This is a genomic window from Streptomyces sp. NPDC088350 (assembly GCF_044753545.1).
Classification (GTDB): domain Bacteria; phylum Actinomycetota; class Actinomycetes; order Streptomycetales; family Streptomycetaceae; genus Streptomyces.
On record NZ_JBIVNL010000002.1, the window covers coordinates 358742 to 374523 of the forward strand.

Here is a 15782-nt window from a genome sequence, read left to right on the forward strand (position 1 = left end):
GCCACGCTACTGCTCCACGGCGGGCGGCGGAGGGGGCTGGGGTGGCTGCGGCTGGGCCCGTTCCAGGAAGCGCAGCAGTTCGACGGGGAAGGGGAGTACGAGTGTCGAGTTCTTTTCCGCCGCGACCGCCACCACCGTTTGCAGCAGGCGGAGTTGGAGGGCTGCGGGTTGTTCGGACATCTGCGCTGCGGCCTCGGCGAGTTTCTTGGATGCCTGCAACTCGGCGTCGGCGTTGATGATCCGGGCCCGGCGTTCGCGGTCGGCCTCGGCCTGGCGGGCCATCGAGCGTTTCATCGTCTCGGGCAGGGAGACGTCCTTGATCTCGACACGGTCGATCTGCACGCCCCAGCCGATGGAGGGGCTGTCGATCATCAACTCCAGGCCCTGGTTGAGCTTTTCGCGGTTGGAGAGCAGATCGTCCAGGTCGCTCTTGCCGATGATCGACCGCAGCGAGGTCTGCGCCATCTGCGAGACGGCGAAGCGATAGTCCTCGACGGTGATGATCGCGTCGGCCGCGTCGACGACCTTGAAGTAGACGACGGCGTCGACCCGCACGGTGACGTTGTCGCGGGTGATGCCCTCCTGCGCGGGCACGGGCATCGTCACGATCTGCATGTTGACCTTGCGGAGCTTGTCCACGAACGGGACGACCATGGTGAACCCGGGTGCCCGCACCTCGCCGGTCACCCGCCCGAGGCGGAAGACGACCCCGCGCTCGTACTGCTTGACGACCCTGGCCGCCGCGGCGACGTAGACCACGCACGCGGAACCGGTCGCCGCGCCCGCCACCAGCAGTTCCTGGAGCATCCTGACCCCCTAGCGGAGAGGCCTTTTGTCTGCTCCTGCAAGGGTATGCCCGGCGCCCGCTCCGGGGCCACGATCGCCCCGGAGCGGACACCGGCCCGCTACTTCACCGCCGTGACCTTCACCGGCTCGGTACCGGCCGCGCTGTGCCGCTCGGCCCAGTTCTCCAGTGCCGTACGGCAGGCGTGGTCCAGGTGGTGCAGGCCGGAGAGGTGCAGTTCCACCGGCCGGTCCTGGGGGAGTGCCTCCAGGCTGTCGAGGATCTTCGGCAGCCGCAGGAAGGTCGCGTTGCCCGACAGGTAGGCCTGGACCGGGCCCGCGCCCTTGTCGACGACCTCCAGCTTGATGTGCGAGGCCTCCCACGCCGTCTTCGCGACGGCCAGCGCGAGGCCGATGAGGACGCCCTCGAACATGCTGACCGCGACGATCGACAGCGCCGTGACGACCAGGATCAGCGCCTCGCCCCGGTGCTCGCGCCACAGCGACACGATCTCCCGCACGGGGATGAGCTTGGCTCCGGCGTGCACGAGGATGCCCGCCAGGGCCGGGATCGGGATGTACGCGAGGACGTTCGGCAGCAGGGCGGCGAACAGCAGCAGCCAGACGCCGTGCAGCACCCGGGACGCCTTCGTCCGTGCGCCCGCCTGCACGTTCGCCGCGCTGCGCACGATCACCGCGGTCATCGGCAGCGCGCCGAGCAGCCCGCAGAGCGCGTTGCCCGCGCCCTGTGCCACGAGTTCCTTGTCGTACTCGGTGCGCGGCCCCTTGTGCAGCCGGTCCACGGCCGCCGCGCTGAACAGCGACTCGGCGGACGCGATCAGCGTGAACGCGACGATCGTGCCCAGCATGCCGACCTGCGCCAGATCGCCGAACGCGCCGAGCGGCGGCGACTGGAGCGAGCCGAGCAGACCCTGCACCTCGACGGTCGCCACCGGCAGCCCGAGGACGAGCGCGGCGAGGGTCGCGAGCCCTACGGCGGCCAACGGACCCGGCACCGTACGCACCTTGGCGGGCAGGCGCTTCCACAGCACCAGTACGGCGATGGTGGCGGCGCCGAGCGCGAGCGAGGCCAGCGCCTTCGTGTTCCCGGCGGCGTCGACGAGCGCGCCGGGCAGCTCGGCTATCTTGTCCAGCCCCGAGGCCGGGGCCTTCGCCCCGGCCACCGAGTACAACTGCCCGGCGATCAGCACCAGTCCGATGCCGGCCAGCATGCCCTCGACGACCGAGACCGAGATGGCCCGGAAGTAGCGCCCCAACTTCAGGACGCCCATGAGGATTTGGAGCACTCCGGTGGCGAGCACGATGACGCCGAGGGCGGGCAGTCCGTACTCCCGCACCGCCTCGAAGACCAGCACGGTCAGACCGGCGGCGGGACCGGACACCTGGAGGCTGCTGCCCCGCATGAATCCGGTGACGATCCCGCCCACGATGCCGGTGACCAGGCCGAGTTCGGCCGGCACACCGGAGGCGACGGCCACGCCCACGCACAGCGGGAGCGCGACCAGGAACACGACGAGGGAGGCGGCGAAGTCCTGCCGCAGATAAGGGTATTTGGTCGACATCGGCGCGCTCACAGGGCCTTGAAGGCGTCGACGGCCGGGTCGTGCACCTGGACGGCGCCGGTGTGGACCTCGTAGAACCAGGCGTGCAGGGTGAGTTGACCGCCCTTCAGCTTCTTGTCGATGTACGGGTACGAGCGCAGCCTCAGCAGCTGCGTCAGGACGTGGCTCTGCACGCCCTCGGACACCGCCGGGTCCTCGACCGCGCCCTGCGGCCTCGGGGTCGCGTGCGTGAGCCAGTCGCGCACGGCCGGTACGGCGGTCAGGTCGTCGCCGCGGACCAGGGCGCCGACGGCGCCGCAGTGGGAGTGGCCGCAGACCACGATGTCCGAGACGCCGAGCACCTCCACGGCGTACTCGATGGTGCACGCCTCGCTGGTGGGGTGTTCGGAGGCGTACGGCGGGACGATGTTGCCCGCGGTGCGCAGCTCGAAGAGCTGGCCGGGGCGGGCGCCCGTGATCAGGGCCGGGACGACCCTGGAGTCGGAGCAGGTGATGAACAGCACCTGCGGGGACTGGCCTTCGGCGAGTTTGGCGAACTCCTCAGGGCGTTGTCCGAACGTACGGGCGTTGTCGATGAGGGGCTGCATGGCGTGTGGACTCCTCCTGGCGCGCCCTCTGGGCGCGTCGGGCTTGCATGACAGTGTGCGTGGGGGAACTGACTGCCTGCTCCGCTCTCAGCAGCGGAAGACCTGAAGTGCCGCCGGAGAGTGTGCTGTTGAGGATCTCGCTGTGCGATGGTGCGCGGCGCCGGGCGCCGCCGGTGGGTGGGCGCCCGCCGGGTCCTGCGCCAGCAGAGGGCGCTCGGGCGTCTCGGGCCCGCAGTCGGCGGTGCGGCAACGGTCGCGCAGGCGCAGCGGGGCGGTGGGGGTCCCGGCGGCTCCGCAGTCGCGGAAGGTGATGGTCTCGGCGCGCAGCGCCTTGCCGCCGAGCTTGACGACGGGCTGTGCTTTGGCCTCCGCATGACGGGCTGTGTGCGCGGATGCGAAGGATGCGGTGGGTGCGAAGAACTGGAGGGCGAGCAGGACGGCGGTGAGGAGCGTCACGACGGTCCGGGCCGCCTTACCTCGGAACATGCGCCCCCCTTCAGCCCGTTCGTGTTTCTCGTGCAGACCAAGGCCTGGTCAATGGCTGGTCAAGTGACACGGTATCCCGGCGAAGTTGTTTGCAGGGTTAACGGAACGTTTCCGATGGAAGAGAGCGTGAAAAGCGTGCCCGGGCTGGCGTGAACTATGCGGTTTCGACGAGGCCCTCGGCGTCCCGGGCCAGCGCGGTGAGGCGGGAGATCGCGCGGAAGTACTTCTTGCGGTAGCCGCCGTTCAGCATCTCCTCGCTGAACAGCTGGTCGAAGGGCAAGCCCGAGGCCAGGACGGGCACTTCACGGTCGTAGAGCCGGTCCGCGAGGACGACGAGCCGCAGGGCCGTCGACTGGTCGGGTATCGGCTGGACGTCGGTGAGGCAGACGGCCTTCAGGTCGTCCGTCAGGGCGCCGTAGCGGCTGGGGTGGACCTTGGCGAGGTGGGCGAGGAGGTGCGGGAAGTCGTCGAGGGAGGCGCCCTCGGTGGCGTACGCCGCCTTTGTCACCTGCTCGTCGGAGAACGGCGCCGGGGCCTGTGGCAGCCCGCGGTGGCGGTAGTCGTCGCCGTCGATGCGCAGCGAGCGGAAGTGCGCGGACAGGCCCTGGATCTCGCGCAGGAAGTCGACGGACGCGAACCGGCCCTCGCCGAGCTTGCCCGGCAGGGTGTTGGAGGTGGCGGCGAGCGCCACGCCCGCGTCGACCAGCTTGCCGAGCAGGGTCGACACGAGGACGGTGTCGCCCGGGTCGTCCAGCTCGAACTCGTCTATGCACAGCAGCCGGTGGCCCGACAGCGTCTGGACCGTCTTCTGGAAGCCGAGCGCGCCGACCAGGTTCGTCAGCTCGACGAAGGTGCCGAAGGCCTTGAGCGCGGGCTCGGCCGGGGTCGCGTGCCAGAGGGAGGCGAGGAGGTGGGTCTTGCCGACGCCGTAGCCGCCGTCGAGGTAGACGCCACGGGGGCCCGCCGGGGCCTTGGCCGCCCTGCCCTTGCCGAAGCCGAGGAAGCCGCGCTTGGCGGTGCCGGCGGCGTGTGCCCCGCCGAGTCCGGCGGCGAAGGTCTCCAGGACGCCGACCGCCGCGGTCTGGCTGGGCTGGTTCGGGTCCGGGATGTACGTGGCGAAGCGCACGGAGTCGAAGCGCGGCGGCGGCACCATCTCGGCGACCAGCCGGTCCGCGGGGACGTACGGCTCACGGGCGCACAGGGACAGCGGGGCCGCGTCTGCTATCGGGCTGATCCCGGAGGCGGCGGAGGAGGACGGCACGGTCACTCAGTCTAGGGGGCGTGCCACACTGCACGACATGCGACGCCTGTTCCCTGTGACCGACGAAACAGCAGCCCAGGCCTCGGACGGGGCCCCCGATGCGCGTGGGACGGACCGGGAATGGGGGCTCCCGGAGCTGGCGGAGGCGTACGCCTACCCCGCCGGGAGCGGTCCCTGGCTGCGCGGCAACATGGTGTCCACGCTCGACGGGGCCGGTCAGCACGAGGGGCGTTCGCAGCCCATCTCGGGCGACGCCGACATGCGGATCTTCGGCACCCTGCGGGCGCTGGCCGACGTGGTCGTGGTCGGTGCGGAAACGGTACGCCAGGAGGGTTATCGGCCCGCACGCGCGCGTGCGGAGTTCGCGGCGGCCCGGGCCGGGGCGGGACAGGGGCCGGCGCCGGTGATCGCGGTCGTCACCGCGAGCCTCGACCTGGACTTCTCGCTTCCGCTGTTCGTCTCGCCCCTGGTACCGACACTGGTCCTTACGGGTGCCCTGGCGGCGCCGGAGCGGATCGCGGCAGCCGAGAAGGCGGGCGCCCGGGTGGTGGTCGCCGGTGACGGTGCCGGAGTGGACCCCGCGCGGGCCGTACAGGCGCTCGCCGAACGGGGGCACACCCGGCTGCTGACCGAGGGCGGGCCGCGGCTGCTCGGACAGTTCGTGGCCGCCGGGGTGCTCGACGAGCTGTGTCTGACCCTCTCGCCGATGCTCGTGGCGGGGGACGCGCAGCGGATCGCGGGAGGGCCGTCGGTTAGGGTTCCTCAGCGCTTCGAACTGGTGTCCCTGCTGGAAGAGGCCGGGTTCCTGTTCGGTCGCTACCGTCGGTCCTGAAGACGGGCGGAATGATCCGTTCCGTTTGTCTTTCGGCGGGCACACTAAATCCGGCAGTACCCGTGCGATCACGGGGCAGGATGGTTTCCGCAGGGCCTGGACGGCCCACGGAGGAGAGAGGGCCCGCGGGTCCTCGAAGGAGAAGGGGCGCCTGGTGTTCACAAGCGTACTGATGATCGAGAAGGCCCTTACGTCCGCCGACGTGGAGTTCGTCACCACCTTGCACGGTGACGAGACCGTCTCCTTCCACGTGTTGCTCCAGCCCCGCGGCGACCAGGCGGACCGCCTGCTGCGGGCCATCGACGACGTCGCCCTCGGCGAACTCGACGAGGCGGCACACGAGCGGGAGACCCCCGAGGGCAAGGACGCGGCGGCGCTCGGCGCGCAGGCCCTGTCGGTGTCCCTGGACGCCCTGCGCGCGGCGGGCAGCGCGGCGGAGGGCCGGCTCATCGAGGACCATCCGCTGGACGCGCTGAAGACCCTGGTGGACGAGATCGGCGCGGACGAGGTGATCGTGCTGACCGATCCCCACTACGTGGAGGAGTTCTTCCACCGGGACTGGGCCTCGCGCGCGCGTCACAAGGTCGGCGTACCGGTGCTGAAGCTGTTCTCGCACAGCAAGGAGTAGCGGGCGGGGCGGCGGCCGGCGGGTGTCCGTGATTGTCGGTGGCACCGAATAGGCTGGCCGCCGAACGTCCGCCGTATCCGTACGGAACCAGCAGACACACGTATCCGTACGGAACCAGCACGCACAGGGAGACACACATGGCACCCGGCCTTCCCACCGCCATGGACCGACCGCACTTCATCGGCATCGGCGGGGCCGGGATGTCGGGGATCGCCAAGATCCTCGCGCAGCGCGGGGCGAAGGTGGCGGGCAGCGACGCCAAGGACTCCGCGACCGCCGACGCGTTGCGCGCCCTGGGTGCCACCGTGCACATCGGGCACGCGGCGGAGCACCTCGCCGACGACGCCACCTGTGTGGTCGTGTCGTCGGCGATCCGCAAGGACAACCCCGAGCTGGCCCGCGCGGCCGAGCTGGGCATCCCGGTCGTCCACCGCTCGGACGCCCTGGCCCGCCTGATGGACGGCCTGCGCCCGATCGCCGTGGCCGGCACGCACGGCAAGACGACTACGACATCGATGCTCGCGGTCTCCCTGACCGAGCTCGGCCTGCGGCCCTCGTACGCGATCGGCGGCGACCTGGACGCCCCCGGTTCGAACGCGCTGCACGGCGACGGCGAGATCTTCGTCGCCGAGGCGGACGAATCGGACCGCAGCTTCCACAAGTACGCGCCCGAGGTGGCGATCGTCCTCAACGTCGAACTCGACCACCACGCCAACTACGCGTCCATGGAAGAGATCTACGAGTCCTTCCAGACCTTCGCGGACCGGATCGTGCCGGGCGGCACGCTGGTGATCTCGGCGGACCACGAGGGCGCGCGCGAGCTGACACGACGGGTGTCGTCCGGCTCGGGCCCGGTGAAGACGGTGACGTACGGGGAGGCGGAGGACGCCGACGTACGCATCCTCTCCGTGGTCGCGCAGGGCCTGAAGAGCGAGGTGACCGTCCTGCTGGGCGGCTCGCAGCTCACCTTCACCGTGTCGGTCCCCGGCCGCCACTACGCGAGCAACGCGGTCGCGGCCCTCGCCGCGGGCGTCGCGCTCGGCATCCCGGCGGCGGAACTGGCGCCCGCGCTGGCCGCGTACACCGGCGTGAAGCGGCGCCTCCAGCTCAAGGGCGAGGCGGCCGGCGTCCAGGTGATCGACTCGTACGCCCACCATCCCACGGAGATGACCGCGGACCTGGAGGCGATGCGCGCGGCGGCGTCCTCCTCGCGGCTGCTGGTGGTCTTCCAGCCCCACCTCTTCTCCCGCACGCAGGAACTCGGCAAGGAGATGGGCCAGTCCCTGGCCCTCGCGGACGCCTCGCTGGTCCTGGACATCTACCCGGCCCGCGAGGACCCGATCCCCGGCGTCACCAGCGACCTGATCATCGAGGCCGCGCGCGTCGCGGGCGCCGACGTGACCCCGGTCCACGACAAGGCTGACGTGCCCGAGGTCGTCGCGGGAATGGCGAAGCCCGGTGATCTGGTTCTCACCATGGGAGCGGGCGATGTGACAGACCTCGGCCCGCGGATCCTGGACCGTCTCGCGAAGTAAGGGGCTGAGCTTCATGTCGTACGACGTCGAAAAGCCGGACGAGGAATGGCGCGCGGAGCTGAACCCGGCCGAGTACGCGGTACTGCGGCAGGCCGGCACGGAGCCGGCCTTCGTCGGTGAGTACACCGACACCAAGACGAAGGGCGTCTACTCCTGCCGCGCCTGCGGCGCCGAACTCTTCACCTCCACGGAGAAGTTCGCGTCCCACTGCGGCTGGCCGTCCTTCTACGACCCGAAGGACACTGACGCGGTCGAACTGATCCAGGACCGCTCGCACGGCATGGTCCGCACCGAGGTGCGGTGTGCCCGGTGCGGGTCGCACCTTGGGCATGTGTTCGAGGGCGAGGGGTATGCGACGCCGACCGATCAGCGGTACTGCATCAACAGCATCTCGCTGCGGCTGACTCCTGACGAAGCCTGAGCCAACGGAGGCTTCGCGTCGCCGTTTGAGCGCTTGACGAGCGCGGCGCACAACGACCGTTGGCCGCGGCGGAGATCTTCCTCCGGCGTCTGTGCCATCAGCTGGGGTGGCACAGACGCGTCCTTTCGCCGTCGCAGCCGGGGAAGAACCCGCCCGGTGGCGTCTTGCCGGGCCAACGAGCTCGTGCGGCGATCATGCGATGCCAGCGGATCACGGGGCTGGCGCCCGGAGTGGTCGCCGAACTCGTCGCCGAGACCGGCCCGTTGTGGCACGAGCGACAGCAGGCTGGTCCCGCGTCACGGCCCCGCCGGCGGGGCCGTAGGGGCCGGGGCGAAACACAAGCCGGTCTTCATCGACCGGCTGTTGGCCACCCTCGTCCACCTTCGGCATGGCGCCACCCATGACGTGCCGGCCTGCTGGTTCGGCGTCGACCGCTCTACCATCCCTCGCGCAATCGGTGACATACGGCCGCTGTTCTGCGGCCCGGACGAACCGGTGAACCGCGCCGACATCACCCATCCGGCCGCGCCAGCCCCGACGACCACACCTGCCGGGGCGGCGAACGCCGCCGCTTCCGACACCGACAAGGCCACCGCCCCGCGACGGGTGGCACCGTACTGATCAGGAGGCGGGACCGACGCCCGGCTCGGGCTCCGGTGGGCAGGGGAATCGGTCGGAGGGACCCCACCGTGTGACGGGATCCTTGCTCGCGGCCAGCGCGCCGCAGGTCAGGTCGGTCTCCGTGGTGCCCGACGAGGTGATCTCCCGGATGTGGACCTCCTTGCCGCGCGGGTATTTGGCGCCGTTGCCCAGCGTCATGATGCCGGACTCGCCGACGTAGTCCTTGACGCCGGGCGACTGGAGGAAGGTGACGACCGAGCTGGGCCTGAAGTCCGGGTCGGTCCCGGAGATGTCCGTCATGACCCCGAAAAGGATCTTCACGGCGTCGTAGCCCGCCGCCGCGTCGCTGTCGGTGGAGACGCCGAACGCCTCGCGGAAGCCTCGTGCGAAGGGGCCGTTGGCGTCGGGCAGGCTGAACTGGCTGTAGAACAGCGCGAGTGAGCCGTAGTTCTGCGACATCAGCTCCGGGTGGAGGACGAGGTCCGGGGCCGAACTCTCGGCCAGCACCGGCACACGGCCCCCGTGCGTACGGCAGTTCTTGTCGCCCTGGAGGTAGTAGAAGAGGTCGTGCATGACACCGGAGCGGCCGGCGTACAGGACGAAACCGTTGGTCTGGCGGACCAGGGTGCAGACGTTGGCGGCGACGGCGGGTGTCTGGCTGCCGCCGTCGGACTCCCGGTAGGGAACCAGCCGCACCGGGCCCGCCGTGGCGTAGTCGGAGGTGAACCTGTTCTTGAGGTCGGCGCTGAAATAGGTGTCGTCCGGGTCGAAGACGACGATCGCGGCCGGCGCCGGGTGACCGGGAGCGGGCTTCGTCAGGGCGTGCAGTCGGGGGGACTGGCCGGCGAACGATGCCATGATCTGGGCCACGCGTTCGTCGGGTGGCGAGAGCTGGAAGTACGACACGGGGGAGTCCTCGACCATGGGCTGGCCGGTGACGCCCGTGCCGAGGACGGGGATTCCCCGGGTGCCCAGTTCGATGGCGGCCTGCAGGGACTCGGGGCGGCTCTGGGTGAGGCCGAACACGGCGGCGATGTGGTCCCGCGCGACCCGGTCGACGATCATTCGCGACACGTCGGTGTGGCTGAGGTTCTTGGTGTTGAGGCCGTGGAGCGAACCGTAGTGGAAGTACTCGCCGGAGTTCGCCACCAGCAGTCGCACCTGCACCTGGTGCTTGAGGTTGAGGGAGTTGACCTCCTTCTGCGCGAGCAGCGCCCCGCGCAGGATCTGCAGGCCGGTCGGCACGGTGCGGCGGGACTGCGATCCCACGCTCAGGGGCGCGAAGAAGACAAGGGTGCGGTACGGCTTGGACGGGTCGACCTGCGCGTTCTGCTGGCCCATGGTGTGTTCGAGGGCTCGTAGCTGGGAGGCGTACAGGCCGTGCGCGAGGTCGCAGCCGTCGCTGCCGTCGGTCAGGCCGACGACCTCGCCGGTCCTGACGCGTTGGCACGACGCGACCGGGGCGGCCTTGTTGTCGTCGGCGGAAGCGCGGGTCCCCGAAGGCCACAGCTCGTAGCCGCCGCCGGCCACCAGCAGCAGCGCGGTACCGGCCGCGATCGGGCGGGCCCAGCCCTGGTGACGGCCGCCCCGCACCCGGACGGTGGGGCGCACGGCCAGCCGGTCGGCGGCGCTGCCGCCGTCGGGGGTCCGTGACAGCGTGAGTGCGTGGACGGCCTGGTCCGGCCGTCCAGCGGTTCCTGACGCGTACAGCGCGGCGATCTCCCGGGCCGGGTCCGGGAGGCCGTCCTGTCCGGTGTGCTGGACAACGTACGGCGGGACGTCCACGTTGGCGGCGCCCAGCACCAGCAGGGGGCAGTCGGGGTTGTCCTCGGCGACGGCGGCGAAGGTGTCGAGGAACTTCCGGCTGGGTGTTCCCTCGGCGCCGACGTCGGGCAGCAGGACGACGAAGGACCAGGGGCGCCGGGGCCTGCGCCGGCTCCAGAACGGGGGCCGGGAGGCCTTCGCCAGGTCGCGGATCAGCGCGGTCAGCAGGATCTGCCGGACCGCCGCCGCGTCGCGGGCCGCGGCAGCCCCTGCCGCCGGATGCCGCGCCTCGCCCGTGGCCGCGGCCCGCGCCCGAAGGTGCGCCTCGCGCAGGGCGACCGCCGCACCGAGGAAGCTGCGCCCGGTCTCGCCGAGCATGCCGGCCACCCAGCGGCGACGGGGGCCATGGTTGAGCCGTACGCCGTACCACCAGCGCCACAGCAGTGCCACCGGCACGGCCGCCGCCCGCAGCAGGGCCGCGCCCTTCCTGGGGCCGAGATCCTCGGTGAGGCGCGTGACCTCCGCACCCAGTCCGAAGGTCCAGGCGTGCCTGCCGTACAGCAGGTTCCGCATGGCCACGCGTTCGTCCACCGCGTCGGCGGGGAGCTGGCAGCGCAGCACCGACAGGCAGACGGCGAATTCGCCCAGGCGGAGGGAGCCTGCCCCGTCCGGCATGGAGTCGCGCAGTTGGCGCGCCACCTTGTCCAGCAGGACGAGATACGGATCCTCCGCCGGCGAGCCGTCCTCCGGTACGGGTTCGCAGGCCAGCCGCGCCTCGTCGGCCAGGGCGTGCGGAACGAGACTCGCCAGGTGGCCCGCCTCACCCTGGCCGGGCCGTACCAGCCGCTTCCGGTAGGCCCGGACCAGGGCGCTCGGGGCGGAGGCGCCCCCGGGAGGCGAATCGCCCGAGGCCGCGGTGTCCGCTGCCCCGGGCACGCGTGTGAACAGCAGTGCGGGGAGCCGTCGTTTCGTCGACCGCCTCAGTCGTGGCACCCCACTCTGCCGGTCGGCCGCATAGAGGTCGACCACACGGACGATTTCGTCGAATCCACTGGGCAGGACGAGATTCTGCTCGTCCTCGGGCAGCCGGTGCAGCACTCAGGACCTCCGGGCATCCAGGCAAGGGACGGGCAGCCTAGAGGCGGACGGAAGGGGTCCAGGGGTATATCCGGTCATTCGTCACTTGATGAGTGATTATGCTCATTGACCGTCAACTGTGCATATGCAATTGCCTGTTGGCTTTCCGGTCTTGAGGGATGTGTGTCGGAAGGGCCGGAGGAGGAAGCCGAGGACGACAAGCCCTACGTCCCCGAGATCGAAACGCCGTCAGTTGGCGAGGCTGAAGTCGCCGCCGACCGGTGCGGCGATCTTGTCGACGCCGGTCAGCGCGGTGAGCGAGGTGACCGGGGTGCTGTCCAGGTGCCGTCACCGAGCTGACCGGAACGGTTGTTGCCCCACGACTTCAGCCGCTTCTCCTGCTTCGCCCGTGCGTGCGGCGCACCGGGAGCGGTCGCGTGAGCGGTGACCGGGGCGAGTACGACGGCGAGTGAGCAGAACGCGGCAGCGAGCCTGCGGCCCGTACGGGAGAGGTACACCGACGATTCCTTCCGAAGATCACGAACATCGCGTGATCTTCGTAGCGGCCTCAACGGGCACTTCGCGTGCGATGTGGCTCCGGTTCACCCAGTCGGCGGACCAGCCTCGCCGGGATTCTCCCGTGGCGCTCATGTTCTGTTCGGATGCCGCTGTGGTCCAAGTGTGTGCCGTGCCGCTCCTCCTAGGCTCCGGCGGGAGTGGGTCGGCCGGGCGGTTCCGGGCGCGGTGCGGCCCTGGGCACACGAAGGACGAGAGATCCGTGAACCAAGAGAGTTCCAGCTGCGCGGTCGCCGACTCCCGCGTCCGTACGGCCTGTTCGGCCGGTATCGACGCGGGCACGGACATCCTGAGCGAGGCGATCGGCAGTGTGCGGACCGGGCGGGCCGAGGCCGGCCGGGTGCGGAGGTCGGGCTCCTGGGGCGTACGGTTCCCGGCCTTCGTGGGCAGCGGGTTCCATGTCCTCCTGCGCGGCAGCGCCTGGCTGATCACGGCCACCGGCCGGCCCCGGGCGCTCGCGGCGGGCGATGTCGTCCTCACCCCGTTCGGCGCCGAGTTCGGGCTCGGCCACGCGCCGGGCCCGCTCGGGGAGTTGCCCCGGGCGGCCGGGACCGCGGGCGAGGCCCCGTACGGTCCCGAACCGGGCGACGCGGAGTTCCTCTCCGGCGCGTACCGGCTCGACCACGGCCAAGTGCACCCCTATCTGCGGGCGTTGCCCGACGTCCTCGCGATATCGCCGGGCTATGACCTGCAACTGCGGCTGCTGGCCGACCTGTTGGCGGCGGACGCGTCCGACACCCGGCCGGGCAGCGGCGCGACCCGCCCCGCGTTACTGGATCTTCTGCTGACCCACTACCTGCGCCGGTGGCTGGAGCAGAACGGCGATCCGGACCGGCCCGAGATCTGCGATCCCGTGATCTCCGTCGCCCTGCGCGAGATCCACACGAGCCTGAACGAGCCGTGGACCGTGGGGCAGCTCAGCGCGCGCGTGGGGATGTCACGGACGGCGTTCACCAAACGCTTCACCGAGCTGGTCGGCACCCCGCCCATGACCTACCTGACCGGCCGTCGCTTGAGCCATGGGGCCCGGCTGCTGAGGGAGACCAGGTCGCCGCTGGCGACGATCGCCCGACAGGTCGGCTACTCCACGGAGTTCGCGTTCGGAGCCGCCTTCCGGCGTGAGTACGGGATCCCGCCCGGCCGGTTCCGTGCCCTGGAGTCCCGCCGGCCTCGCGGGGCACAGGGCGCCGCGGGTGAGCAGCGGTGGTCATAAGTCGATCAGAAGTTGGCAAGCCGGGTGCGAGTATTCCCCCGCGTGACGCGCGTATCCCCCCGTACATTGCGGCAGCGGGGCCGAAGATCATCTGATCGGCCCGGAAGCCCGGATACCCGCGACCCTGTTCAGAAATCGCTCTGGAGACATACCGATGAAGATCGCCAGACGTCTCGTCCTCAGCACCGCGGCCCTCGCCGCCGTGACCGCCGGCACGCTCGTGAGCGCGACGGCCGGCCAGGCCGCCACCCCGCAGTCGCTCCACCTCGGCGTCACCGTGCCCGACGCGCTGAAGGTCCCCGACGGCAACAAGCTCACCGGCGTCTTCTCCGCCGCCGGCGTCCAGACCTACACCTGCACCAACGGCGCCTGGACGCTGCTGGAGCCGGCCGCCACCCTGTGGGCCAAGAACGACCGTTCCAAGCGTTCCGTCGCCCTGCACTCCCGCGGCCCGGTGTGGGTTTCCACGGTGGACGGCAGCGCCGTCAACGGCTCCGCGATCGCCAAATCGCCCAAGACCGGCACGATCCCCGAGCTGCTGCTGGAGTCCACCGCCACGCGCGGCACCGGCGTCTTCGCCGGCGTCTCCTACATCCAGCGCCTCGACACGCACGGCGGTGTCGCTCCGGCCGCCGCCTGCACCGGCACCGACCAGGTGAGCGTCCGGTACTCCGCCACCTACGCGTTCTACAAGCCCGCCAAGTAACACGGCGGGCAGCGCCAAGGCAGTGGTCTCCCGGACGATCCGGGGGCCGCTGCCGTGCCGCGTCCCAGGCAGGAGCACCCGCGACCCGAAGGAAACGTGAGAGAGCCCGTGACATCCGGAGACGGCGACCACCAGGCGGCGACGCACCCGCACCCCGGCCGGCAGCGGCTGATCGCCGGTCGTTACCAGCTTCACGACGTCCTCGGCCGAGGCGGCATGGGCACGGTCTGGCGCGCCCACGACCAGCTGCTGGACCGCCCGGTCGCCGCCAAGGAACTCCACATCCTCACCCACGGCGACGAGGAGCACCGCATCCGGGTGCGCCGCGCGATCCGTGAGGCCCGCGCCGTCGCCCGTGTGCCGCACCCCCATGTGGTCGGCGTCCATGACCTGGTCGAGTACGAGGACCGGCTGTGGATCGTGATGGAACTCGTCCAGGGCCCCTCGCTGGCCCAGAGCATCGCCGGGACCGGACTCCTCACACCCCAGCACACCGCCGCCCTCGGGCTCCAACTCCTCGACGCCCTGGAGGCCGTGCACGCGGCCGGCACCCTGCACCGCGACGTCAAACCCGCCAACGTCCTGCTGCGGCCCGACGGCAGCGCCGTCCTCACCGACTTCGGCATCGCGGCCCTGGACGACGGCGAGTTCCTCACGACCACCGGTGAACTCGTCGGCTCCCTGGAGTTCATGGCGCCCGAGCGGGTGATGGGCTGGGAGGTCGGCCCCGCCTCCGACCTGTGGTCGCTGGGCGCGACCCTGGCCACCGTCTGCGGCGGACAGTCCCCGTTCCGCAGACCGGCACGGCCCGCGACACTGCACGCGGTGGCGTACGAGGCACCCGTCCTGACCGAGCGGCTCGGCCCGCTGCGCCCGGTCGTCGAGGCGCTGCTCCGCAAGACCCCGGACGACCGCCTCTCGGCGGCGAGCGCGCGGGCCGCGCTCCGGCGCGTCGCGGCGGGGGAGCCGGACGCCGGGCCGCTGCCGTCGGCCACCGTGCGCGTGTTCTTTCCGCCGGCCGGGTCCTACGACGCGGACACGATGACGAGCGGGCGGCAGCCGTTCGCCCAGACCGAGCGGCACACCACGTCGCTCAACTCCCGTCCGCAGCCGCCCCGTTCGTCCACCGGTCGGCGGCTGCTGTGGGTGCTGGCCGGAACGGCCGTACTGGCGGCGGGCGTGGTGGGCGGCCTCTTCCTCACCGGCACGCTGCCGCTCACGGCGGGCCCGAAGACGACGACCACCCGTCAGGTCGTCCAGTCGGCGGCCGGCTGGCAGCCGGTGACCGGAGTGACCGTCCGGAAGGGCGACGAGGTCACCGTGCGCTTCGTGTCGGGGCAGTGGACCGCCGACTACCGGAACATGCCCATGGCCGGACCGGCCGGATACGACGCCGCCACCGACGAACTGCTGGACGGCGCGAAGAACTGCAAGGCCGACGCCAAGGCCCCCTTCGCCACCCTGCTCGCCCAGCTCAAGGGCCAGAAGACCTTCCCCATCCACCCGGTGGGACAGAAAGTCACCTTCCGCGCGACCGGGAACGGCACCCTCCAACTGGGCATGAACGACCTCGCCGGGTCCTGCTCCGCGGACAACAAGGGCGCGATGACGGTGCGGGTGAGCGTCACGCGCTGATGTCCCCCGCCGAGCCGTTTTGCCCTTCCCTCCGAAGTACAGGAGGGTCGGCGCACGGCATGCGGCGCACAAGG

15 protein-coding genes are annotated in these 15782 nt (G+C 71.0%); 8 read left to right on the plus strand and 7 right to left on the minus strand.

The genetic code is table 11. The features are described from left to right. Positions 1-6: 6 nt before the first annotated feature. The 5 genes from ACIQBL_RS06885 to zapE form a co-directional block, all read right to left on the minus strand. Positions 7-807, minus strand: a complete 801-nt coding sequence (locus ACIQBL_RS06885; protein WP_401937679.1) for a slipin family protein — start codon at positions 805-807, stop codon at positions 7-9. Positions 808-905: 98 nt separating this feature from the next. Further along, complete coding sequence (locus tag ACIQBL_RS06890; protein WP_401937681.1) at positions 906-2366, minus strand: SulP family inorganic anion transporter; 1461 nt, start codon at positions 2364-2366, stop codon at positions 906-908. Between the two features lie 8 nt (positions 2367-2374). Beyond that, positions 2375-2953 carry a carbonic anhydrase gene (locus ACIQBL_RS06895; protein WP_401937682.1) on the minus strand — a complete coding sequence of 193 codons (579 nt, stop codon included), beginning with the start codon at positions 2951-2953 and terminating at the stop codon, positions 2375-2377. An 87-nt stretch (positions 2954-3040) separates the two neighbouring features. Then, positions 3041-3439 (minus strand): hypothetical protein, encoded by a 399-nt coding sequence (locus ACIQBL_RS06900; protein WP_401937684.1) that lies wholly within the window; start codon positions 3437-3439, stop codon positions 3041-3043. 154 nt (positions 3440-3593) lie between these two features. Beyond that, positions 3594-4700 carry a cell division protein ZapE gene (gene zapE / locus ACIQBL_RS06905; RefSeq protein ID WP_401937686.1) on the minus strand — a complete coding sequence of 369 codons (1107 nt, stop codon included), beginning with the start codon at positions 4698-4700 and terminating at the stop codon, positions 3594-3596. 37 nt (positions 4701-4737) lie between these two features. Between zapE and ACIQBL_RS06910 the strand changes: the two genes are divergently transcribed. The 5 genes from ACIQBL_RS06910 (at position 4738) to ACIQBL_RS06930 (ending at position 8737) form a co-directional block, all read left to right on the plus strand. Continuing rightward, entirely contained in the window at positions 4738-5532 is a 795-nt protein-coding gene (locus ACIQBL_RS06910) for a pyrimidine reductase family protein (protein WP_401937688.1), read from the plus strand. Positions 5533-5686: 154 nt separating this feature from the next. Beyond that, the gene (locus ACIQBL_RS06915) at positions 5687-6160 is read left to right on the plus strand and encodes an indole-3-glycerol phosphate synthase (RefSeq protein WP_366092920.1); all 474 of its coding nucleotides are present in this window, start codon (positions 5687-5689) and stop codon (positions 6158-6160) included. Between the two features lie 137 nt (positions 6161-6297). Next, on the plus strand, positions 6298-7695 hold the full coding sequence (gene murC, locus ACIQBL_RS06920) for a UDP-N-acetylmuramate--L-alanine ligase (RefSeq protein ID WP_401937691.1): 1398 nt from the start codon (positions 6298-6300) through the stop codon (positions 7693-7695). Positions 7696-7708: 13 nt separating this feature from the next. After that, positions 7709-8116 (plus strand): peptide-methionine (R)-S-oxide reductase MsrB, encoded by a 408-nt coding sequence (gene msrB / locus ACIQBL_RS06925; RefSeq protein ID WP_401937694.1) that lies wholly within the window; start codon positions 7709-7711, stop codon positions 8114-8116. A 363-nt stretch (positions 8117-8479) separates the two neighbouring features. Continuing rightward, on the plus strand, positions 8480-8737 hold the full coding sequence (locus ACIQBL_RS06930) for a transposase family protein (protein WP_401937695.1): 258 nt from the start codon (positions 8480-8482) through the stop codon (positions 8735-8737). Here ACIQBL_RS06930 and ACIQBL_RS06935 read toward each other — a convergent pair whose 3' ends face one another. Then, on the minus strand, positions 8738-11599 hold the full coding sequence (locus tag ACIQBL_RS06935) for a hypothetical protein (protein WP_401937698.1): 2862 nt from the start codon (positions 11597-11599) through the stop codon (positions 8738-8740). A gap of 284 nt (positions 11600-11883) precedes the next feature. After that, positions 11884-12096, minus strand: coding sequence for a hypothetical protein (locus ACIQBL_RS06940; protein WP_401937701.1), 213 nt, complete (start codon positions 12094-12096; stop codon positions 11884-11886). Positions 12097-12356: 260 nt separating this feature from the next. Here ACIQBL_RS06940 and ACIQBL_RS06945 point away from each other — a divergent pair, with 260 nt between their 5' ends. The 3 genes from ACIQBL_RS06945 to ACIQBL_RS06955 all read left to right on the plus strand — a co-directional run bounded on the left by ACIQBL_RS06945 (position 12357) and on the right by ACIQBL_RS06955 (position 15708). After that, complete coding sequence (locus ACIQBL_RS06945; protein ID WP_401937703.1) at positions 12357-13367, plus strand: AraC family transcriptional regulator; 1011 nt, start codon at positions 12357-12359, stop codon at positions 13365-13367. Between the two features lie 154 nt (positions 13368-13521). After that, positions 13522-14073 carry a DUF3455 domain-containing protein gene (locus tag ACIQBL_RS06950; RefSeq protein WP_401937706.1) on the plus strand — a complete coding sequence of 184 codons (552 nt, stop codon included), beginning with the start codon at positions 13522-13524 and terminating at the stop codon, positions 14071-14073. Positions 14074-14181: 108 nt separating this feature from the next. Then, positions 14182-15708, plus strand: coding sequence for a serine/threonine-protein kinase (locus ACIQBL_RS06955; RefSeq protein WP_401937709.1), 1527 nt, complete (start codon positions 14182-14184; stop codon positions 15706-15708). Positions 15709-15782 lie beyond the last annotated feature (74 nt).

Coding starts and splice junctions, on each gene's coding strand:
- ACIQBL_RS06895 (WP_401937682.1), bottom strand. CDS start 2,953: ATGCAGCCCCTCATCGACAACGCCCGTACGTTCGGACAACGCCCTGAG.
- ACIQBL_RS06910 (WP_401937688.1), top strand. CDS start 4,738: ATGCGACGCCTGTTCCCTGTGACCGACGAAACAGCAGCCCAGGCCTCG.
- msrB (WP_401937694.1), top strand. CDS start 7,709: ATGTCGTACGACGTCGAAAAGCCGGACGAGGAATGGCGCGCGGAGCTG.
- ACIQBL_RS06890 (WP_401937681.1), bottom strand. CDS start 2,366: ATGTCGACCAAATACCCTTATCTGCGGCAGGACTTCGCCGCCTCCCTC.
- ACIQBL_RS06950 (WP_401937706.1), top strand. CDS start 13,522: ATGAAGATCGCCAGACGTCTCGTCCTCAGCACCGCGGCCCTCGCCGCC.
- ACIQBL_RS06885 (WP_401937679.1), bottom strand. CDS start 807: ATGCTCCAGGAACTGCTGGTGGCGGGCGCGGCGACCGGTTCCGCGTGC.
- ACIQBL_RS06900 (WP_401937684.1), bottom strand. CDS start 3,439: ATGTTCCGAGGTAAGGCGGCCCGGACCGTCGTGACGCTCCTCACCGCC.
- murC (WP_401937691.1), top strand. CDS start 6,298: ATGGCACCCGGCCTTCCCACCGCCATGGACCGACCGCACTTCATCGGC.